This is a genomic window from Paraburkholderia domus (genome assembly GCF_905220705.1).
Lineage (GTDB): Bacteria > Pseudomonadota > Gammaproteobacteria > Burkholderiales > Burkholderiaceae > Paraburkholderia > Paraburkholderia domus.
The window spans coordinates 54601-75051 of record NZ_CAJNAT010000014.1 but is presented as its reverse complement, the minus strand read 5'-3'; the positions used below and the strand labels follow the sequence as shown (position 1 = coordinate 75051).

At 60.5% G+C, this 20451-nt stretch carries 20 protein-coding genes and 6 pseudogenes; 11 read left to right on the top strand and 15 right to left on the bottom strand.

Annotation, left to right across the window (positions count from 1 at the left end):
- Positions 1 to 56: 56 nt before the first annotated feature.
- From KHO31_RS22635 to KHO31_RS40050, 4 genes are all read left to right on the top strand, one after another.
- Positions 57 to 1493 (top strand): amidohydrolase, encoded by a 1437-nt coding sequence (locus KHO31_RS22635; RefSeq protein ID WP_211624198.1) that lies wholly within the window; start codon positions 57 to 59, stop codon positions 1491 to 1493.
- Positions 1494 to 1672: 179 nt separating this feature from the next.
- Positions 1673 to 2134, top strand: coding sequence for an alpha/beta fold hydrolase (locus KHO31_RS40055; protein ID WP_236555600.1), 462 nt, complete (start codon positions 1673 to 1675; stop codon positions 2132 to 2134).
- On the top strand, positions 2059 to 2304 hold the full coding sequence (locus KHO31_RS22625; RefSeq protein WP_211624211.1) for a hypothetical protein: 246 nt from the start codon (positions 2059 to 2061) through the stop codon (positions 2302 to 2304). The genes KHO31_RS40055 and KHO31_RS22625 overlap by 76 nt, the downstream gene beginning before the upstream one ends.
- A gap of 120 nt (positions 2305 to 2424) precedes the next feature.
- The gene (locus tag KHO31_RS40050; protein WP_201085382.1) at positions 2425 to 2676 is read left to right on the top strand and encodes a DUF4148 domain-containing protein; all 252 of its coding nucleotides are present in this window, start codon (positions 2425 to 2427) and stop codon (positions 2674 to 2676) included.
- A 268-nt stretch (positions 2677 to 2944) separates the two neighbouring features.
- Here the strand turns inward: KHO31_RS40050 and KHO31_RS22615 are convergent.
- The 7 genes and pseudogenes from KHO31_RS22615 to KHO31_RS22585 all read right to left on the bottom strand — a co-directional run.
- Positions 2945 to 3064 (bottom strand): annotated as a pseudogene (locus KHO31_RS22615) (SDR family NAD(P)-dependent oxidoreductase); the annotation flags it as partial.
- Between the two features lie 30 nt (positions 3065 to 3094).
- The gene (locus KHO31_RS22610; RefSeq protein ID WP_211624197.1) at positions 3095 to 4255 is read right to left on the bottom strand and encodes an amidase; all 1161 of its coding nucleotides are present in this window, start codon (positions 4253 to 4255) and stop codon (positions 3095 to 3097) included.
- Positions 4252 to 4767, bottom strand: coding sequence for a nuclear transport factor 2 family protein (locus KHO31_RS22605; protein ID WP_201085385.1), 516 nt, complete (start codon positions 4765 to 4767; stop codon positions 4252 to 4254). Before KHO31_RS22605 ends, KHO31_RS22610 begins: the two co-directional genes overlap by 4 nt.
- A gap of 4 nt (positions 4768 to 4771) precedes the next feature.
- A complete protein-coding gene (locus KHO31_RS22600) occupies positions 4772 to 5152 on the bottom strand; it encodes a hypothetical protein (RefSeq protein ID WP_201085386.1) in 381 nt (126 codons plus the stop codon).
- Between the two features lie 60 nt (positions 5153 to 5212).
- Positions 5213 to 5587 carry a tautomerase family protein gene (locus KHO31_RS22595; protein WP_201085387.1) on the bottom strand — a complete coding sequence of 125 codons (375 nt, stop codon included), beginning with the start codon at positions 5585 to 5587 and terminating at the stop codon, positions 5213 to 5215.
- 62 nt (positions 5588 to 5649) lie between these two features.
- Positions 5650 to 6150: an aromatic-ring-hydroxylating dioxygenase subunit beta gene (locus tag KHO31_RS22590; protein ID WP_201085388.1), complete on the bottom strand. Its 501-nt coding sequence runs from the start codon at positions 6148 to 6150 to the stop codon at positions 5650 to 5652.
- On the bottom strand, positions 6147 to 7430 hold the full coding sequence (locus KHO31_RS22585; RefSeq protein ID WP_201085389.1) for an aromatic ring-hydroxylating oxygenase subunit alpha: 1284 nt from the start codon (positions 7428 to 7430) through the stop codon (positions 6147 to 6149). The genes KHO31_RS22590 and KHO31_RS22585 overlap by 4 nt, the downstream gene beginning before the upstream one ends.
- Positions 7431 to 7598: 168 nt before the next feature.
- On the opposite strand from KHO31_RS22585, the pseudogene KHO31_RS22580 reads away from it, so the two are divergent.
- A pseudogene (locus KHO31_RS22580) lies at positions 7599 to 8374 on the top strand (LysR substrate-binding domain-containing protein).
- Between the two features lie 18 nt (positions 8375 to 8392).
- Here the strand turns inward: KHO31_RS22580 and KHO31_RS22575 are convergent.
- The 7 genes and pseudogenes from KHO31_RS22575 to KHO31_RS22545 all read right to left on the bottom strand — a co-directional run bounded on the left by KHO31_RS22575 (position 8393) and on the right by KHO31_RS22545 (position 15039).
- On the bottom strand, positions 8393 to 9364 hold the full coding sequence (locus KHO31_RS22575; RefSeq protein ID WP_201085390.1) for a PDR/VanB family oxidoreductase: 972 nt from the start codon (positions 9362 to 9364) through the stop codon (positions 8393 to 8395).
- Between the two features lie 111 nt (positions 9365 to 9475).
- Positions 9476 to 9797: pseudogene (locus KHO31_RS40045) on the bottom strand (hypothetical protein); the annotation flags it as partial.
- Positions 9798 to 10211: 414 nt separating this feature from the next.
- A complete protein-coding gene (locus KHO31_RS22565) occupies positions 10212 to 11132 on the bottom strand; it encodes a LysR family transcriptional regulator (protein ID WP_201085391.1) in 921 nt (306 codons plus the stop codon).
- Positions 11133 to 11180: 48 nt separating this feature from the next.
- The gene (locus KHO31_RS22560) at positions 11181 to 11885 is read right to left on the bottom strand and encodes an EthD domain-containing protein (protein WP_201085392.1); all 705 of its coding nucleotides are present in this window, start codon (positions 11883 to 11885) and stop codon (positions 11181 to 11183) included.
- Between the two features lie 2 nt (positions 11886 to 11887).
- On the bottom strand, positions 11888 to 12412 hold the full coding sequence (locus KHO31_RS22555; RefSeq protein WP_201085393.1) for a flavin reductase: 525 nt from the start codon (positions 12410 to 12412) through the stop codon (positions 11888 to 11890).
- A gap of 19 nt (positions 12413 to 12431) precedes the next feature.
- Complete coding sequence (locus tag KHO31_RS22550) at positions 12432 to 13649, bottom strand: acyl-CoA dehydrogenase family protein (protein WP_201085394.1); 1218 nt, start codon at positions 13647 to 13649, stop codon at positions 12432 to 12434.
- A 34-nt stretch (positions 13650 to 13683) separates the two neighbouring features.
- Positions 13684 to 15039 carry an MFS transporter gene (locus tag KHO31_RS22545; RefSeq protein WP_236060934.1) on the bottom strand — a complete coding sequence of 452 codons (1356 nt, stop codon included), beginning with the start codon at positions 15037 to 15039 and terminating at the stop codon, positions 13684 to 13686.
- 304 nt (positions 15040 to 15343) lie between these two features.
- On the opposite strand from KHO31_RS22545, the pseudogene KHO31_RS22540 reads away from it, so the two are divergent.
- The 3 genes and pseudogenes from KHO31_RS22540 to KHO31_RS39875 all read left to right on the top strand — a co-directional run.
- Positions 15344 to 15481: pseudogene (locus KHO31_RS22540) on the top strand (IS4/Tn5 family transposase DNA-binding protein); the annotation flags it as partial.
- Between the two features lie 24 nt (positions 15482 to 15505).
- Positions 15506 to 15652, top strand: coding sequence for a hypothetical protein (locus tag KHO31_RS22535; RefSeq protein WP_236060971.1), 147 nt, complete (start codon positions 15506 to 15508; stop codon positions 15650 to 15652).
- 133 nt (positions 15653 to 15785) lie between these two features.
- Positions 15786 to 16289, top strand: a pseudogene (locus tag KHO31_RS39875) (IS4 family transposase); the annotation flags it as partial.
- Between the two features lie 56 nt (positions 16290 to 16345).
- Here KHO31_RS39875 and KHO31_RS22530 read toward each other — a convergent pair.
- A pseudogene (locus tag KHO31_RS22530) lies at positions 16346 to 17292 on the bottom strand (FAD-binding protein); the annotation flags it as partial.
- 168 nt (positions 17293 to 17460) lie between these two features.
- Here KHO31_RS22530 and KHO31_RS22525 point away from each other — a divergent pair.
- Genes KHO31_RS22525 through KHO31_RS22515 form a run of 3 tightly spaced genes read left to right on the top strand, consistent with a single transcriptional unit; the run spans position 17461 to position 20311 of the window.
- The gene (locus KHO31_RS22525; RefSeq protein ID WP_201085397.1) at positions 17461 to 18159 is read left to right on the top strand and encodes an alpha/beta fold hydrolase; all 699 of its coding nucleotides are present in this window, start codon (positions 17461 to 17463) and stop codon (positions 18157 to 18159) included.
- A gap of 17 nt (positions 18160 to 18176) precedes the next feature.
- Positions 18177 to 19454 (top strand): iron-containing alcohol dehydrogenase, encoded by a 1278-nt coding sequence (locus KHO31_RS22520; protein ID WP_201085398.1) that lies wholly within the window; start codon positions 18177 to 18179, stop codon positions 19452 to 19454.
- Positions 19455 to 19501: 47 nt separating this feature from the next.
- On the top strand, positions 19502 to 20311 hold the full coding sequence (locus KHO31_RS22515) for a sterol desaturase family protein (RefSeq protein WP_201085399.1): 810 nt from the start codon (positions 19502 to 19504) through the stop codon (positions 20309 to 20311).
- The last annotated feature ends 140 nt before the right edge of the window (positions 20312 to 20451 follow it).

Genomic DNA, 20451 nt, shown 5'->3' with positions numbered 1-20451 from the left:
GGTTGCCGGCGCGAATCTTTCGAAACTACTACCGATCCTGAACGAATGGAGGCTATGTGGAGCACGCAGCACAGGTGAAGCGTCTTGTCGAGGCAAAGCAGCAGCGATACGTTGAACTGGCAAATGAAATCTGGTCGTACGCCGAGATGCGCTACAGCGAATATCGCTCTGCCGAACTGCACGCGGCGCTACTCGAGGAGGAAGGGTTTCGCGTGACGCGTGGCGTGGCCGGACTGCCGACGGCTTTTGTGGCGGAGGCGGGCAGCGGCGGCCCCCTCATCGGATTTCTCGGCGAGTACGATGCCTTGGCCGGGCTGAGTCAGGAAAGCGGCGCGTTGGTCTGCGTACCGGCCGCTGACGGCGTCAACACCAACGGACACGGCTGCGGCCATCACCTGCTCGGCGCGGGCGCGCATCTCGCCGCAGTGGCCGCGAGAGACTACCTTGCTGCCAACAATATCGACGCCACGGTCAGGTTCTACGGTTGCCCCGCCGAGGAAGCTGCTGCCGGCAAGACCTTTATGGCGCGTGCCGGATTGTTCGATGACCTGGACGTCGCGTTGAGCTGGCATCCGTCGGTAGCGAACTCCGTGTTCATGAACGCCACGCTCGCGAACGTTCAGGCGTATTTCCGCTTTCACGGCAAGGCTGCGCACGCGGCACTGGCGCCGCATCTTGGGCGCAGCGCGCTGGACGCCGCAGAACTCATGAACATCGGTGTCAACTATCTGCGCGAGCACATGCCGGATCAGGCGCGCGTGCATTTCGCTTACATCAATTCCGGTGGAATTTCGACCAATGTGGTGCCGGTACTCGCCGAACTGCTTTATACGGTGCGAGCACCGCGCAGCGAAGACGCGCGGGATCTGTTCGAGCGTGTCAAACAGATCGCGACCGGTGCTGCATTGATGACCGGCACACGTCTCGAGATCATTTTTGACAAAGCGTGCTCGAACGTGCTGCATAACGACACGCTCGATCAGGTTCTCGACCGGAACATGCGGGCGCTCGGCGGCTTCGACGTCAGTGACCACGACGTCGAATTCGCGAGCAAGATTCAGCAGACCATTTCATCTGACGATTTCGAGAATAGCGCCCGTCACTTCGCGGCGGCGCTGCGTGATCCGCGTCCGATCATCACGGAAATCCAGCCGTATCGGGCCGACATGGTGCGCCCGGTGACAGGCTCGACCGATGTCGGCGATGTCACTTGGGTCGTCCCGACCACGCAATGTCTGACGTCCTGCTTCGCATGGGGAACAGGTTTTCATTCGTGGCAAATGGTCTCGCAGGGAAAGGCGACGCTGGCTCATCGAGGCATGTTGCTGGCCGCGCAGACGCTGGCGGCCACGGCCATCGATCTGGTCGGCCAACCGGATGTGCTGCGCGCAGCAAAAGTGGAGCTTGACGAAAAGCGCGGCCGCAAGCCTTATGATTGCCCGATTCCGCCGGAAGTCTTGCCTCCGCCAGCGCGTACTGGAGCGACCGCCTGAACGCCACAAGCCTGCATATCGGCCGAAGATCATCCGTGCGCACTCTCAAGGTTTCCGGGCCAAGCGCAACGCTGCGATTCCATGACATTCCGGGGTCAGACACGCCACTCGTGTTTATCCACGGACTTGACTGCGCGCCCTTGTGCGACTAGCCGCGAGTGATTGCAGATTCGGCATTGATGAGGCGGCGCAGTATTCTGGTCGATTTGCTGGGATCCGGGTATGGCGATCGGCCTGAGTGTTTTAGATATCGTATCGAAGACCATGCTCGAATCGTCGTCGAGCTCATTCAGAGTCTCGAAACAAAAGTCGACTTCTTCGGTCACAGCATGGGTGGGGCGGTCGCTGTCGTCGCGGCTACGATGGCGCCTCGCCGGGCGCGCCATCTGGTTCTCGCAGAGCCAAATCTTGACGTGGGCGGAGGATTGCTCAGGCGCGAGATTGCAGCCTACCCTGAATCTGACTACTTGCTGTACGGCCACGCGCAAATGGTCGCAACCGCGTCGAAAGAGGGCGATCCCATTTGGGCGGGCGCTCTCGCGATCTCCTGTCCCAGAGGAATCGATTGTGCGGCGACATCGCTGGCGATTCACTGGCGTGGCGCCAATTGCTGTTCCGGCTACACATGCCGCGCGCTGTGATTTTCGGCGAGCGCTCGTTGCCGCATCCCGACGCGGACAGATTGTCGAAGGTGGGTATCGCGGTCAGTATCGTGCAAAACGTAGGGCACTTCATGATGCGGGACAATCCAGCGGGCCTGGCGTCCGCCATTGATTGGGCCTTATCCGGCTGGTATTCGGGCGATGCCTGAGCAATCCTTGCGAATACCTTTCGATTGTTCCGCGCATTTCTGTTGCTGCAGATTCACACCTATACTTGGCTGAGCGAGGCTGGTGCAACCTCATTTAGCGCCTCGCCAGGAGTGTGGATCATGAACATGCCTCGAATGTTGGTGTCGGTTGCAGCTACGCTGGTTCTTCTCCCTGGGGTTGCGTTCGCGCAAACATCGAACGATAACGCTGTGACCCGGACGAAAGTGACGCAGGAACTAAGGGAACTGGTCGGGATTGGATATCAGCCCGACGCAGTACGGTATGACTATCCAAACGACCTTATTGCAGCAGAGAAGCGTCTCGCTGCCAAACGCGCAGGTCAGGATAATTCCACTGTTCCGACGCAGTAGTGGAAATACTGGGTTCGGCACACTACGATGCGTCTGGCGATAGTTTATAAGGATTGCAAATTGAATTGGAACGCTGGACCCTGCCTCTGGGTGCCATCGATCAATCGCATGTCTTTGAAGATTACCCGCGGCCAGTAGCCGGCGCATGAGGAGATGCTACGTACTTTATCCTCGACCGATGCAACCGCCGAAGTGCTACCCCAAAATCCGCCAGATTGATAGCGAGAGCGAAATTGATGAATGTGACACATGTCCACCGCGAAACCTAGACGGCGTCAAACGAGACATCGCCCAGCGCGACGTTGTATCCGGCAGCATGGAAGCGGCGCGCGATGATCGCGCCGAGTCCCCTTGCGGCGCCCGTCACCAGCACGACTCTGTTGGACATGGTGTCGATTCCTCTTCGGTGCGTTGCCTCTCAGCCTGCAAGTATCGCTTCGATACGCGCCGCCACGGCGCACACTGTTTCGTCGTCACCCTTGCAACCGACGATTTGCAACCCGGCCTTGAGCGGGGAGCCTTCCACGGCAACCGGCAGCGTGAGCGCGGGATGACCGCTGAGATTGAACGGCCGGATCAGCGATGACATGGCGATCACCGACGCGCCAGCGCGCGCGGCGTCCAGTGTAATTGGCAACGCGGGCATGGTGGGCAGCACGAGGACATCGACTTCATTCAGCGCCGCGTCGACTTCAGCGGTGAACTCGCGTCGCACGTGTTCCGCTGCGTCCAGATCCGCGGCCGTCGTCTTCGAAGCGGCTCGCAATCGAGCTTTGATATCGGCGCCGAGCTTGCCGCTGTCCACGAGATGACCGAACGCGCGCCACGTCTCCGCGTTGATGACCGAGAGGCCCGCCGCGAACGCGTCGTTCATCGAAGTGAGACGAAGGTCGTGGGTTGCGAAGCCTGTGCGTGATATCGCCGTTGCGATCGCACGCACGATCTCGCTGTCGGCCTCCACGCGAGGAATACCGATCCGCGCTTTCGAAACGTCGCGACGTGCTCGACTTGCGTCGAAAGAAGGGTCGATCGCGAGCATCACGTCGACGATCGTCTTCATGTGTCGCCCGAACGGGCCGACGCAATCGAGCGTAGTCTCGCGGGGTGCGACGCCTTCGCGCGACACGCGTCCGAAAGTCGGCTTCAGACCGATGATGCCGCAACATGCGGCGGGGCCGCGGACAGAGCCGCCTGTGTCCGTGCCGAGCGCTGCGTCGACGAGTTTCTGCCCCACTGCCGATGCCGAACCGCTCGACGAGCCGCCCGGAATGCGCGATATGTCCTGCGGATTCTGCGGCGTGCCGCAAAAATCGTTGATGCCGGTCATGCCGAAAGCGAGTTCGTGCATGTTGGTCTTGCCGGTGATACGCCAGCCGGCGTCGAGCAGTTGCTGGACGACTTGCGCATGCCGCGACGCGGGCGGCGCATCGGCGAGCGCGCGGCTGGCCGCGGTGGTCGGATAGCCGGCGATGTCGATGCTGTCCTTGATCGCGATGGTCGGTCTGTCGGCGCGGTTAGCGTCATTTGCACTATCGGCAGTACTAGCACTGAGATCGAACTCCTGCAGAAAGGCGCTCATGTTGAAATCCCTACGGCCGGATTGACGTTCCATGGTGCATCGAAGAGGCGCTCGGTGGTGAAGCGCCGTATCAGCCACTCCGAATCATCATGTGAAGAGGGCACGAAGTCTACTTCGAGGCGGGCCGCGATCAACTGTGCCTCTGAGTCGACATAGCCGGACGCTTGAAGCATGATCCAGCGTCCTATGGCATGGTCGCCGTCGACCTCGATGTGCTCCGCAGTGAGGAAATGCACGTTGGTGGTGAAATGCGGCGTAGGAGGCAGATAGCGCTGCAACATGCCGACGATCGGACCGGGGCCTTCGAGCCGGCCGAACTTGTGCGCGTATTGCGGGCCAATGCCTTCCCACACGGCGTCGTCGCTAAAGAGCGCAGCGAGCGATTCGCGTACGAATGCGCGTGCGGGCACGTCGCACAATGCCATATAGCGCGCCATGGTCTTGCGCACCGAATTTTGTGCTTCGAGTGCCCGAAGCCGTGCCTGCAGCGTTTCGATGATGGAATCGCTCATGGCGTCACGCATTATCGTTAATTGCGACGGGCGGGACCGTCAGCGCGCGGCCCACGCGCGCTTCGATCTTGCCGTAGCGCCACAGGTTGTGATCGCCGACGGGTGTGGTGCGATACAGATTGCAGATCGCAACTGCCGTGTCGAAATCGGCGACATCGGCCATGATGTAGAAGGTCCACGGCGCCCTGTCGGCGTTTCCGACCACGAGCCGGTCGTCGTCCATGATGCCGAGCACACGCACATTCTCCATCGCTTCGATTGCACTGAGCATCTTGCCGTAGGCTTGCCACACATCGCCGATCTGCTCGCGGGGCAGATCGAAGAAGTTCTGCGAGACGCCGCAGCAGAACAGCACGCGCAACGGCAGGACTCGAGTGTCGGTCATGGTGTTTTTCCTTGCTGCGCGTCGCCGCGCTATCGTTAGATGGGCGAGGACTTCGCGAACTTAGCGACCGAGCGCGCGCGCGGTTTGACCGCCTAGTCCGAAGCTGGTGTTCGGAATGTCCTTGATAATCACGCGCGTGGCTTGCAAGGGTACATCGAGCACGGCGACGCTCGTTTCGGACAGCGCGGCGATCAGCGCTTCTTTCTGGGCATCCGTGCGGCCCGCTATCAGGATCGCGATAATGACGGGCAACCCGGCCGGCGTGAGTTTACCGCCCAGACCGATGTTCGTGGCGGGCAACTCCGAAAGTAGAATGCGCACGGACTCGGCGGGCGCACCGATTGCATCTACCGTCGCCTGCGTCAGCCCCTGAATGAGCGAGGCTTTGCGGTCGTCGGCGTGACCTTGGGGAAGATAGACTTCGAGTGTCGGCATGAAAACGTGTCACGAAAAATTGCGCGCGTCAGCGCGTGCCGCCGCCGATGCGCGATTGAACATCAAAGCAGGAAGCCGATGGCGTTCAGTGCTTCGGTCGAATTTATCAGGCGGATGACTTTCTCGACAAGACGCGGCTCGCCGTTCACCATGCTGATCTTGTGTGTGAGGTCGGCCGCGAAAATCGTCGACACGCCGCGCTTGTACGCGATGATGATCTGCGAGGACTTCACTTCGACGAGATCCGCGATGTCGCTCGACAACGTGAAGCGCGACACCGTACGCACCGTTCGCGCGGCGTCGGATGCGGACGCCGAGTAACCGGAGGTCATGCGCTGCACGCGCAATTCACGCATGTGCTGATCGTCGAACGCATAGTTCAGTGTCGATGCGTAGTCGGTCGTGTCCGGATCGATCGGCACGACGTAGATGCCTTTCGGGTCCCACATGTCGAGCCACGCGCGATAGTCGCGCCGGTCCAGAAGCTCGGCTTCGCGCCAGATCAATTCGATCGCGCGTGCGAAGGTCTGGTGGGAGAAGAGTGCGTTGCGGTCGTCCGTCATGCTTGCTCCATCATTGCGCGCCATTGCTTGTACGCTTCGCGCATGCCGGTTTCGTCGGTCGAGTGCGCGGTTTTTTCGCCGTTTGGCGCGGTGGTCTCGCGATTCAGGCCGCGATTTACGAGAATCGGCACGTCGGGACCCGCATACGAGCCGCGCTGCACGCGTTCCCACGCTTCGGCATCGTCGGGACTGCCGAAGCCGAACGGACCCTGGAAGTGTTCGTGAATGCGCAGGCGCACGCGGTTTGCTTCTTCCGGACCACCTTCCATGGCAAGTGCGACATGACGGATCTCCGTTTCCTCCGCGGAAATCGGGCGTAGCACGCGGAAGAAGGCCATCGAGAGCGCAAGGTTCGGGAACAGGTTCAGATTGAAACCGACGCCCATCAGCGAACGCACAATGCGGCGCACTTCCTCCGGCGTGCGCTTTTCGGCGAGTTGCGCGGCGAGTTCCTGGAAGCGCTCAGGAATGGGCGCGCCGTCGTCGTTGTCGAGATCGACGATTTCCGGCATCAGCACCGCCAGGCTATGACCGTTGCCGAGCGAGCGGCAAAACGCCTGATCGCTGGTCATGAAGCTGGTGATCGCGGCGGCGGTTTCCTCGTCGATGGATTTCATCCACGACTTGTGCACGACCGGGAAGTGATACAGGTCGGTCGTGTTCTCGAGCTGGATCTTCCAGTTGCCCTTGAACTTGAACTTGTGCTCGCCGTTGGCCTTGATCGGATAGCCCGCGCCCTGCTTCATGAAGAGATCGATCCACGGCTTGGCGCCACCGAGGAAGTCTTCGAGCGGTTCGATCGTTTGGTTGAAGCTTGCGAAGATCAAACCCTGGTAGACGCCGACGCGCAGCTTCTTGAGCGGCAGATCGCCTTTTTCACACACGCCTTCGTAGCCGTCGCCATAAGGCAGCGCGCGTAGCGTGCCGTCGAGCGCATAGGACCAGCTGTGATACGGGCACGTGAAGCCCTTCGCGTTGCCCTTGTGCTCTTCACACACCGTGGCGCCGCGGTGGCGGCAGCGGTTCTGCAGCACGTTCACGGCGCCGGTCTTGTCGCGCACCACGATGACGGGCTGGCGGCCGATGGTCGTGGTCACGAAATCGCCCGGTTTCGGCAGTTCGCTGTCGTGTGCGACCCAGATCCACGTCTTGTAGAAGATGCGCTCCAGTTCCGCTTCGAACAGTTCCGGATCGTAGTAGAGGGAAGGCGCAATGCGATCCGACTCGGCGCGCTTTGCGAGCGCGCTTGTGTCGATGGTTTGGTAGGTCGGCGTACTCATCGTTTTCGTGGGGAAATAGGGGTTGCGAAATGAGTGACTGACACGAGGATGCCGAAACCACATCAGCGCATCCTCTCGTTGACAGCAGTTTCGCTTTCCGAGGATCATGCGTCAAATCGATAAAAAAATGGTCTTCTAATAAGTGCGGCAAATATCTTGTGATTTCCCATGACGTCCATCGATCACATCGATCTCAACCTTTTGCGCGTCTTTCAGGCGATCGGCGAAGAGCGCAGTCTGACGCGCGCCTTGCGCTGGATACCGTGCGCCAGGCGTTGCGCTATGCCGAGCGTTTCGATCCGGCAACGAGCACGCGCACGTTTCGGTTGTCACTGTCGGACGCGAGCGAAATGGCCTATTTGCCGGCCCTTTGCGCCGCATTGCACGACGCGGCGCCGCGCGTGAAGCTGCTGATCGAACCATTGCCGGTGGAGGAGATCGAGGAGGCGCTGCGTTCGAGCCGGCTGGACTTTGCGATCGGCAACCTGCCGTCGCTATTGCCGCGCACGCGCGATTTGCTGCTGTTCGAGGAGTCGTATGTGTGCATGACGCGCAAGCGCCGTGGTCTGCCAGCGGGGAGCAAGCTCGATCTGGAGCAGTTTCTTTCCGCGTCGCACGTGCAGGTGCGGTCGCTCGAGCATAGTCACCACAATCTCGACGACGCCTTGCGCGCGCAAGGCGTGGGACGCAACATTGCCCTGGCGTTGCCGCACTTCGTGGCGGTGCCGGGCGTACTCGCCGCAACGGATTTTTTCGCCACGCTGCCCGAGAAGCTCGCACACATCCTCAATCAGGGCGACACCTTTCGCATTTACGCGCTGCCGGTTTCCTTACCCAAGGCCGCTGTCACGATGCACTGGCACGAGCATTTTCACGAGGACGAAGGCATCGCCTCGATGCGGGGTCTCATGACCGACGTCCTCGCGGATTTCGCCAAAGTGTAGAACGTGCCGTCTCGCGGCTCAGATGTCGAGCACGAGCACCGGCGAACGTGAACGCGAGACGCAACAGCAGATCACGCTGTTGCTCGCGCGCTCCGCCTTGCTCAGGCAATGGTCACGGTGCTCCGGCTCGCCGCTCACCACATCGACCATGCATGTGCCGCACACGCCTTCGCCGCACGACGTATCCACTTCGATGCCAATCGACGCGAGCGCATCCACGATCGAACGCTTCGCGTCCACATGCACGGGTTGCCCGGTGCTCGCGATCTGAACTTCGAAGCTGTCGAGCGACGCGTCGTTTGATGGCGCGGCGGGCTCTGCCTTGAAGCGCTCCAGATGAATCGCGTCTGCCGGCAGGCGCGTCTGCGCGCTTTGCACCACCAGGTCCATGAATGGACCCGGGCCGCAGGTGTAGAGATGCGCGTCGCTGCCGGCCTCACGCAAACAGGCATCGAGCCGCGCGGGAAGGTCTTCCCGCTCAACCCCGAAATGAAACTGCACGTGTGCATCGAACGGCGGGCGGACGAGCAGCGCCATGAAAGCTGCATGCTCCTTGCTGCGCGCGAAGTAGTGCAGCGTGAAGCGCGCATTCCTTGCGGAGAGGCGATACGCCATCGAAAGTAACGGCGTAATGCCGATGCCCGCGCCGATCAGGATGTGTTCGCTCGCGTCTTCGGAGAGTCGGAAAAGATTGCGCGGCGCACCGATGGACAACTCGGTGCCTACGTTGACTTCGTCGTGAAGAGAGCGGGACCCGCCACGCGACTGTCCTTCCTTCTTCACCGCGAAGGTTTGCGATTTGAGGCATTCAGGGTCGCCGCACAGGGAGTATTGTCGGACGACCCCCGAGGGACTCGTGACATCGATATGTGCGCCGGGCTCGTGACGTTCAAACGGCAGGTTATCGACGCGAGAAATGATGAATGAGCGCACGCCATGCGCTTCTTCGCGCAAGGCGTCGACCCGGACTTTCAGGTTTTGAGCTTGCATGATTATCTTCGTGTGACTTTTTCCTGGGGACGATGGGTCGAGATTAGACTCAAGCAATGAATAAGAGAAATAGATTAAAAAGTCTCTCAGGCATCAGTGAGATTAATTTCACTACCTTCGCAACAACCACAATGAAGCCAACGATATCGTGCCGAAGCGTTCGCGCGGTTGACAGCGGCCGAATGGATGGCGTGGAATTAAAGAGGACTTGCCGGTGCCGCGTTCGTGCGTGAACTTGAGCGTCACGACCGCAACGAGACCTGACACGAGAAGAAACAGAGCAACTGGCCAGGACGCGTGGTAATGCGCCAACAATGCCGTGGCGATGAGCGGGGAGAGGCCGGCCCGCGAAGATGGACGCCACGTCATGCCCGAGCGCGACGCCCGAATAGCGCACCTCGGTGCTGGACAGTTCGCCGGTGAGCACAGGCATGTGCGACGTCTTGCCGGATTGTTTGGCGTTCTCGAAGTCGCGGCTTTCAGGATGCACCGCGAGAAACGCGGCCGAAGAAAGCACGAATCCGCCACCCACGCCGAATAGACGCCATGCCGCGTAAAGCACGAGGGCGGCAGCCGTACAGTAGACAAAAAAGTCGTACCACTCCGTCGGATTGCCGGCGACCGACGCGATGACGATACGGTTGAGTACGCGGTCCGTGGGCGCCGTGCTGCGCTCGGCTGTGGACGAAGATTGATGGGTTGCGATGTCTGATCGCATCGTTGTATTGAGGGCAGGAAGCCTTTCAGGAGGCTTCGCATGGCAGGCAGTGTCGAGTGGCGCCAGGCAGCCGTCAAATTGGAAAAAAAGACGTTGCGGTATCAGCGCCGCAAATGCGGGTCGCCGATTTCACGCGACCGGCTGATGAAACATGCTATGGATGACTCCGCGCAGCCACGCAATGCCGGGATCGGCGGCAAATTGCGTGTGCGAATGAACCTGGATTTCGATGGGCGGCAGGGCGAACGGCAAGGGCACGATGCGAAACGCCTTGCCGCGATTGAAACGGCGCGCGATGCTCCTCGGAAAGATCACCGCGAGGTCCGTGTTCATAACGATCTCGGGTGCCACGACGAAATGCGGCAGACGGAGCACGACGTCGCGCTTGAAGTTCAACTCGTCGAGCCATTGCTCGACCATGCGATGACCGGTGGCATTGGTGCTGGCATACGCATAACGTAGCGCGGCGAGGTCTTCGCGGCTCGGCTTCGATTTGCGTAACGGATGACTCGCGCGCACCATGCAGACATGTTCGTCGACAAACAGCGTCTGGCTCACGCAGCCCGCGTCGAGACCCGGAACGTAGCCGAGCGCAAGATCGATCTCACCGGCACGCATTGCCGCGCTCACCGACTCGACCGGAATATTGGCGGCTTCGATGCGAATGCCGCGCGCGTCGCGATCGAGCAGCGCGATGAGTGGCGGAAGAAAAAAGAACTCCGACATGTCCGACATCGAGATGCGGAACTCGCGGCGCGCGGTGGCGGGATCGAACTTCGCATGCTGTTGCACCGCGTCGTTGATGATCGACAAAGCCTGAGCGAGTGGCGGATAGAGCCGGAAGGCGGCCTCGGTCGGTACCATGCCGGTGGGCCTGCGCACGAATAGCGGATCTTCGAACAGGTTACGCAAGCGGCGCAGCGCGTGACTGACGGCGGGCTGCGTCAGTCCCAGCCGGTCGCCAGCTGCGGTGAGGCTGCGCAGGTCCCAGATAGCAAGGAACACGCGCAGCAGGTTGAGGTCGGCGATGCCGAGGTTCGGCTTGTTCATGCCCGTTACTCGCGGACGAAAGTGGGCCGCGCTGCGCTCAACGGCCGGTTAGTGTGTTGCGAGATTAACGCACTTGCTGTGCATTGCAAAATGCGGCGCGGCGCCCTGATAGGGAGGCAGAGTATGGAAGTCGCGTCGCATCTCGTCGCGCACGGGTGAGGCGAGTGCGTTCGCGAGGGCGCCTGGATCGTCGAATACGACCTTGTTGCGCTGCATGGCCTGCGCTCGCACGAAGGGCAAGCCGCTCGTGCCGTCGAGGCAGGAATAGATCTCGACCTCGCGGATTGCCGGCAATTGCAGCATGAGCGGCGGATGCCCCTGCAGGTAATGCTTGAGCCACGCGTTGAGGTCTTCGGCTGGGCCTTCGTAAGCGACGAGATAAGTGCACCGCTGCGTGCGCTGTTCGTCTTCGGTCGGAGCGGCCGGCGGCGTGAACTTGCGCACCGCCATGATCTGCTGCCTGAAGGTATCGCGCTGCAACTCGGCGCGCGCCGCTGTCCGCAGCGCGCTGTGTATCGCGCCATCGGAACGCAAGGCGGCTTCAAGGGGCGCGAGTTCGTCGAAGTAGCACTGAAGTACGCACGAAGGCGCATCGTCTGGCGCGGCGATCCGCGGATCGATCTGCCCGGACACCGGTTCGTGAACGATCAACCGCCGTAAGCCGTCGATCCCCGTCGCCGCGCGTTGCAGCGCTTGCACATCGACTAGCGGCTCCGGTCCGCTTTGCCCAATCAGAAAGAGACAAGCTTGCATGATCAGGCCACCCCACAGGATGCGCTCGTTCGCGCGAGCCGATGGAATTGCCTGCCGAACCAGACGAGACCGTCGCCATGCTCGCGCGTGCCGATGTGATCGACCCGCACGAAGAAGACCGAATGCGAGCCAACAGTCTTGCTGTCGGCGATTCTGCCTTCGAGCGTCGCAATCGCGTTGTCGAGCACGGGGACATCCGAGCAGCCCGAGCGCGACGCGCACCGCTCGAAGCGTTCGTCCATCGAGCAGCCGGTCATGCCCGCGAACACGCGCGCAGCCTCCTCGGCATCGGCGCCCAGCACGTTGATACACACGCGCTCGTTGCCAGACAGAATGTCGTGCACATAGCTCGATTGATTGATGCACACGAGCATGGTCGGCGGAGAGTCCGTCACCGAACAGACCGCGCTTGCAGTGATGCCGCAGCGGCCACGCGGACCATCGGTCGTGATGACGTTGACCGCCGCGCCCAGCGCGGCCATCGCATTGCGGAACTGCGTACGGGTCTGATCTTTATCGTTCGTCATAGCGATTGCTCCTCGCATGTCAGGGAAAGGGCGTGACAGGCGGAATGCCGACGAAGATCGCGCCCGATGCGTCATAGGTGCCTTCGCCAAGAAACGCATGTTGCGTCACCACGATGGAGTCGCGCACCAGGCGCTGCATGCGGCTCTCGCGGTAGATCGCGTTGATGCCCGCCATCTTGTAGGCCTGCATGACGACTTCGGCGCCCGCGTGCGCGGCATGGGTCGCCGACAAACGCAGCAGGTTGGCTTCTGCCGGCAACACGGGATTGCCCGCAAGTATGGTGCGCCAGGACGTTTCCGCGGCCTCGAAGAAGAAGGCGCGCGCGCTGCGCAGACTGGCCTCGGCTTGCGCCAGGCCCGAACGGTAGTACGCGCGATCCGCGAGACGCGGCGCACCTGTGGTCGTTTTGGTGACGCCCGACATCGACGCGAGCAGGTCGAGCGCCGCGCGCGCGAGGCCGAGATTGACCGAAGCGTGGACTTGCGCCTGATAGGCGACGGCCGGATAGCGGTAGAGCGGTTCGTCGATCAACGCTGCGCCGCCACGAACGAACGTCCACGCTTCATCGACGAACTTGTTCTGCAGACGCAGGTCGTGACTGCCCGTGCCCTGCATGCCGACTACGTTCCAGTTGTCGACGATCTCCACTTCGCTCGCCGGGAACACGGCCGTGAAGGGTTTGCCCGCATTGGTATCGCCCGCGTTGGCGGGTGTGCCGCCAATCCCCACGCCGATCCAGTCGGCGCCCTTGCAGCCGCTCGCGAAATGCCATTGCCCCGAGACGAGGAAGCCGCCCGGCGCGCGCTCGGCTTTCTGCAATGGATACAACCCGCCCGCGAAAACCTGGTCGGGACCGGATGTATAAATGCGAGCCTGAGTTTCGATCGGCAGCGAAGCCAGGTATGTGTTGGCCGAGCCGAATGCGGCGACCCAGGCCGTCGACCCGTCTGCTATCGCTATCCGTTCCAGCGTTTCGAGAAAACGCGGTGGAGGGAGTGCGTCGCCGCCGAAACGCTTCGGCGTACTTGCGCGGAAAATGCCGGCGCGCTTCATCTTGCCGACCATGTCGGGCGGCACGTGCGATAGTCCATCGAACTCGTCGCGGCGGCGTTCGACTTCAATGATGAGTTCATCGAGGGAGAGCGGTCCCGCGTATTGCGGGTAGTGCTCCTGTGCATCGATGAACCGTTGTTCGGCGGTGCCTGCACCGGCGTTGGCGCTATGGGCGGCGTGCATGCGGGTTACTCCTTGTCGATAGAGATGGACGATGTCATGCCGACATCTGACGCGCCTTGAGGCGCATCGCTTTAGGGTAGGTTTCGCGAGCCAGCAGCGTCGAGGCGACAGTGAAGAGACCGAGCACGCCGAGATAGATCGCAACCGGTACGGCGCTGCGGTAATGCGCGAGAAGGGCAGTGGCGATCATTGGTGAAAGACCGCCGCCGAGCACCGACGAAACCTCGCGTCCGATGCCGAGCCCCGAGAAGCGCAGGTGGACCGGCAACATCTCGCTGATGAAAGCGGGTTGCGCTCCTTCGAGAATGCCCAACGTCACGCTGTTGGCGAGCACGAGCGCGGTGATGACCTTCCAGTATTCTCCCGAGCCGAGCAGCGCGAAGTAGGGCCACGCAACCAGCACCAGCGCGATGGCGCCCGCGAGATAGACGGGCTTGCGGCCAATCCTGTCCGTGACGTAGCCGGAGAGCAGCGAGACGGGGATCATCAGCAGCATGGAGATGGTCAGGCCGCCGAGAATCCAGTTCGATTTCACGCCGAGGAACTGGCCATAGGCGATCGAGAACGCGAAGAAGATATATGACGCACCGCCCTCGCCGAAACGCAGGCCGAATACAGTCAGCACCTGGCGCGGACATTGGCGCAGCACCTCGACGACCGGCATGCGGCTTTCATGGCGCGTTGCCTTGACCTCGGCGAAGGCAGTACTTTCACCGACCGAGCGACGCATCCACAAACCGAGTGCGACGAGCGCGGCGCTGCCGAGAAACGGAAGGCGCCAGCCCCAGCTGATGAAGTCATCGGATGCAAGGTTGTGCACCAACAGGAATGCCCCCGTCGATAGAACAAAGCCGAGCGCGGCGCCACACGGGCTCCATGCCGAGAGCGCACCGCGCTTCGAGGGCGGCGCGTTTTCGTGGATGAGCAGAATGCTGCCGCTCCATTCGCCGCCCGCGGCGAGTCCCTGAAGAATGCGCAGCAAGACCAGCATGACGGGTGCCGCAAGGCCGATCTGGTGATACGTAGGAAGCACGCCCATCAGAACGGTGGCGGTGCCCATCGTCAGAAGGGTCAGCATCATCACGAGCTTGCGGCCATAACGATCGCCAATGTGGCCGCACAGCACGCCGCCAAACGGACGCGCGATGAAGCCCACCGTGAAGCCACCAAACGCTGCGATGGTGCCCGTAAGAGGATCGCTGCCCACCGGAAAGAACAGCTTGCCGAACACCAGTGCCGCAGCGGTGCCATAGAGGAAAAAGTCGTACCACTCGAGAATCTGGCCGAGTACCGCAGTCGTCACGGCGCGGCGTACTGCTCCCACTGGACGCGCGGATCGCGGCGATGCAACGGGCGGGCTGAGTTCGGGGTGCAAAGCGTCAGGATTCATGGATTGGGGAAGAACATTGAAGTTATGGTCCCCGCTTCCGGATGGGCTGAAGAAGCGGTGCGAACATCGTTACGGCGAGGCCGGACGACAGGTCTCAACGACATGGCACCACAATATGACCGGCGAAAAGGCCGGTCAAATTCGAGCCAAAAATGCGCGCTATGAATCTGGTGCATGAGGGATGGGAGTTAACCCCACCTCCTTATACACAAATCGACGTGCCTGGAAATGATGCTGGATAGCAAATCAGCCAGGAGGTGGTTGTTAACAACGCGGATTTCGCGTTTACTCTCGGATTTTCGGCATGAAGATTCGAGACGACGCGGGAGCATGGGTGGACGAGGAATTTGAGACGCTGGATTTGGGTGATCCACGGCGAGACCGGCGCGCGAAGGAGCTGGTCTAGCGGTTCGCCAGCCGGCCCACGGCCAGCATTCCGGGCGCGTGCGAAGGCTGGGCCGAGACGATGGCGGCATATCGCTTTCTGGGCAATGAGCGCATCGACTGGCGCGACATGATGCAGCCGCATTGGGACCGTCCCACGACGCGCATGGGGCAGTTGCCGGTGGTGCTTTGCATTGCCGATACGACAGACCTGAACTTTAACGGTTAGGACATCGATGGGGCCGGCCCGCTCAGTTATGAAGCACAGGTGGGCATGTATCTTCACGCGACCTATGCGGTGACACCGGATCGGGAGCCGCTGGGTGTGATGAACGCATGGAGGTGGGCGCGCGAGCCACGCGATGCAAACGGCAGGCGTGGCGGTGTCAGGGAAAAGTGTGCGGTGGATCGAAAGCTATGAAATCGTGGCCGAACAGGCACGGGCGCTGCCTGACACGCGACTGGTGTATGTGGCCGATCGTGAAGGCGACATCGCCGCGCTCATGCAGCGTACCCAGGAACTGGGTGAACCGGCGGACTGGTTGATGCGCTCGCAGCACAATCGTGCCCTGAAGGGCGAAGCGAGTTTGTGGGAGACGGCGCACGCCAGTGAGGTGGTTGGCCACATCAGCTTCGTGCTGCCCGGGCGCAGCGGCCAGAAGGCGCGTGAAGTGAGGCAGGAACTGCGTAGCCAGCGCATCACGCTGCCCGGGCGTGCCGGTGTCACGCTCCCCTGCGTCGAGGCATATGAAGTGGATGCGCCAGCGGGTGTGAAGCCCGTCATCTGGCGTCTTGTGACCAACCGCGAAGCGGGCGATGCGCATGCGCTCATCGAACTCGTTGACTGGTACCGCGCGAGGTGGGAAATAGAAATGTTCTTCAACGTCCTGAAGAGCGCCTGCCGGGTTGAGGCGCTGCAACTTTCTGCTTCCGAGGTCGAAACTTCGATACGCGTAGCGCCTTGCGTTTCGAGCAGCGTAGTGAGCCGTTCGATCTCCTCGGCGACTTCCTCTGGCGTTCCATCCGACTCGCAAAGGAGGATTGCCGCCGCGCCCGTGTCATAGCCTGCATGCACGAACTCCTCTACAGCTTGCGCTGCGGCGCGATCGAGCATTTCAAGTCCCGCCGGGATGATCCCGCTTGCAATGATCGCTGCCACAGCCGCACCTCCGACTTCGACATCATCGAAACTCGCCTCACGACTTGCGCGACCTGAGGTTTCGGGATCAGGCGGACGGTCACCTCGGTCACGATCGCGAACATGCCTTCGCTGCCAATCAGTACTGCCCGCAAGTCGAGCCCCGGCGAACCGAATTCACAGATTTCTCCGTCCATCGTAACGGCGCGCACGCGCACCACGTTGTTGACGGTGAGGCCGTACTTCAAGCAATGCACTCCATCGGAGTTCTCAGCGACGTTGCCGCCGATGGTGCATGCAATCTGCGATGACGGATCAGGAGCGTAATACAGCCCGTACGGTGACGCTGCTTCGGAAATCGCGAGATTGCGCACCCCGGGTTGCAGGGTGGCCGTGCGGGCGTAAGGATCGACATTAATAATCTTGCGCATGCGCGCAAGCGAAAGCACCACGCCTTCGCGAAGTGGCATGGCGCCGCCCGACAAGCCGCTACCCGCGCCACGTGGCACTACCGGAATGCCATGGTGCGCACAAAGCCTGAGGCCCCCCTGAACCTGCGCTTCCGACTCAGGCAGCACGACTCCGAGCGGTAACTGCCTGTATGCGGCAAGACCGTCGCATTCGTAAGGCGCGACATCCTCCTTGTCCGTCAGCAAAGTGCAGCCAGGCATCTCGCGTCTCAATTTCTGCGCAAACGCGTCGATGCGTCGAGCCCGCCGGGCAAGCGCCATTGATTCACTGCTGTCCGGCGAAATACTTCTGTCAGGTAGATACCCCGGATCCGCTATCAATGGGGCCGTCCCGTGAAGAAAAGTGCTTGATAAACAAATGTCGCTTGACGCACATCGCTGACATCGGTCTAATATGTTAGTGGGATATAAGCAGCATACGGAGCGAATATGGACATTACCACGGTGGGAGAAGGTGCGGCGCTTGTCGTTGCCGTGCATGGCATTCAGGGAACGCGTTCGGTCTGGATGCCGGTCGCCCGGAATTTGCGGAAAGAGGCGACGTTCATATTGCCAAATCTGAGGGGCAGAGGCCGAGCTGCACGCGGCTTATCGGCCGAGGATTACGGTCTCGGCGCGTTTGCCGATGATCTTTCTGACGCGATCAATTTCGAAGTTCGGGGGCGACCCTACTGGTTAGCGGGCTGGAGCATGGGTGTATCGGTAGCGCTTGAATACCTGTCGCGTTCAGACGTGCGGCGGCCGGAGGGCGTCATTCTGGTATCTGGAACAGGCGCGATACGCGAGGTCCGTTGGTTCAGGGCAGAGGACGAAAGGTCGCTGCTGCAAGAGATTGCAACGCGGGAAAAGCGCCTCGAGTTGAAGGAGGCAGCAGACCACGATGCGGTAGCGTGGACCTGGCAAGCCATTCGATCGACTGATCAACGAGCCGTTCTCGAACGGCTTGATCTCCCGGCGCTGGTTCTGCACGGTTCTCAGGACACCGATTGTCCGAGTTCATGCGCGGATTCGCTCGCTCAAGAAATCCGCGGTGCTCAACGGCAGATTTTTATCGACGCCGGGCACACCTTGCCCGTCACACACGCCGACCTGGTCGCGAAAGCCATACGCCGTTTCGTTGGCCATTAATTCTCCACGGAGTTCATATGAGAACAGAAGACCTCATTCATTTTTGCCCGCCAGGAAGATTGATTATTGGTGCTGGCTCACGCGCCGAGCTTCCGGCCCTGGTCGCCCACCTCGGATACCGCAAAGGCGTGTTCGTGACCGACAGGTTCTTTGTGACGTCCACCCGGTGGGTGGACGAGTACGTGAAATCCGCTTCCCTGCTCGGAATCGAAACGATCGTATTCGACGGCGGCGAGCCTGACCCCACCACCACACTCTGCGACAGCGCCACACAGTCTGTGCGAGAGGCCTTGAAGGGCGCAGCGCCCGATCATGTCGTCGCGCTGGGTGGCGGGAGCAACATCGACCTCGCAAAGGCGCTCTGTATTACCCTGCCATCTGGAAGACCGGTGCGGGACTTTGTCGGTGGCCTGACGTCGGCGGACAATCCCATTCCATTGATTGCGCTTCCTACGACTGCCGGTACCGGTTCGGAAGCGACTCCCGGTGCGATTTTGCTCGATCCGAACAACGCCACCAAAGTGGCGGTGATGGACAACTCGCTGCGTCCGCAAATTGCCCTTATCGACCCCGAGTTCACGTTCACCTGTCCACCGCGCGTGACCGCGGACGCAGGGATCGATGCCTTGACGCACGCGATCGAGTCATATCTGACGCTGGACTCCGCGCAATACGATCGGAACGGTCATCCTGATCCCGGATACAGCGGTCGCTCGTCTCTGACCATGCTGTTCGCGCGCGAAGCCATTTCGCTATGCGCGCGATTCCTGAAACGTTGCTATGACCACGGCGATGATGTCGAAGCACGGACCGGCATGTGTTACGCGAGCATCTACGCCGCCTTGTCCTATGGAAGTGCCGGTCTGAATGCCATGCACGGCATTGCTTATGCAGTCGCGGGCCTGACGCACCGATCGCACGGCACTACGAATGCGGTGGTCCTCCCGTACGCGATGGAAGCGCTTAGTCCGTATCGCCCGGTGGAGATGGTTGAGATCGCGCAGATCTTCGGTATTTGCGGCGAAAACCCTGACGACACGTCGCGCGCGCTATGTGAGTTTTTGCGCGACCTCGTTGCCGACCTGGGTATCCCGACAAACCTCAGGGACCTCGGAATCGGGGAGGGCTCACTCGATTCGCTGACCCGCGACGGGCTCACCGTGACGCGTCTTGCGAAGTCATTTCCGGTACCCGATGTCGAGGAGGCGTACAGCCGGATTGTGCGAAATGCCTATCACGGCGATCTAGGGAAATTCCCTAGAAGGGAAGCTAATAAACTACTTGATCGAATCTAGTATTCAACTAATATATTAGTATCGGCTAACGCAACAGGAGACAAATCATGATGACCGAGCGACAACGAAAATTCCGTGAGAACTACAAGGCAAATATCAGTCCGATGTACAACGGACTGCTGCACATTTCGGTGATGTATTTGACGGGCGCTGCGGCGATCTACTACTGCCTGTCGCATCTGAACGCAGCGCGGTGGGAATGGCTTCTCGTTATTCCGATCTTTCTTGCAGGCAACTTTGTCGAATGGGGCATGCATCGCTTCGTGATGCACCGTCGCATTGACGTTTTTGCCCTGCGGGCGATCTACGAGCGGCACACTCGTGAGCATCACCAGTACTTCTCGGATATTGAACCGACGATTGATACGACGCGCGAGTTTCGCATCGTGTTTTTCCCGTGGCGCGTCCTGATCACGCTTGGTGTTGGAGGAACGATCCTGGGTTTCGCGGCTTCCCGTCTGATTGACCTGAACGCGGGATGCATCGTCTTTCTGACCATGGTCGCGCAGTATCTGGTGTATGAGACGTTCCACTACTGCTGCCACGTTCACGAGAACTGGTTCGTCCGGAACATGCCGTTTATCAATACGATCCGCCGTCACCATACCGCGCACCACAATATGGGAATCATGATGAAGTACAACATGAACCTCACCTTTCCCATTGCTGATTGGGTGTTGGGGTCGAGCGATTTGCGTCGTGGTTTCCTTGGAACGCTTTTCAATGGATATAGCGACAAACATGTCAAGGAAGAGCTGCGGCCAGTGATTGCCAAATTCAGAAACGACCACTCACGTGTGACGCTCGACGGACCGGAACTCTCCGAAAACGAGCGTCAAGTCATGACAGCAATTTAACTAAACGGCCCCGGTAAGCGGCCCCGTTTCAGGGGCTGCTTGTAGTACCTGTGTCAACTGTTGAATGACCTTCGTTCGATAATTAACGATCTGATTTTTATGGCACAATTATAAGTATTACGAATTAATATATTCCGCAA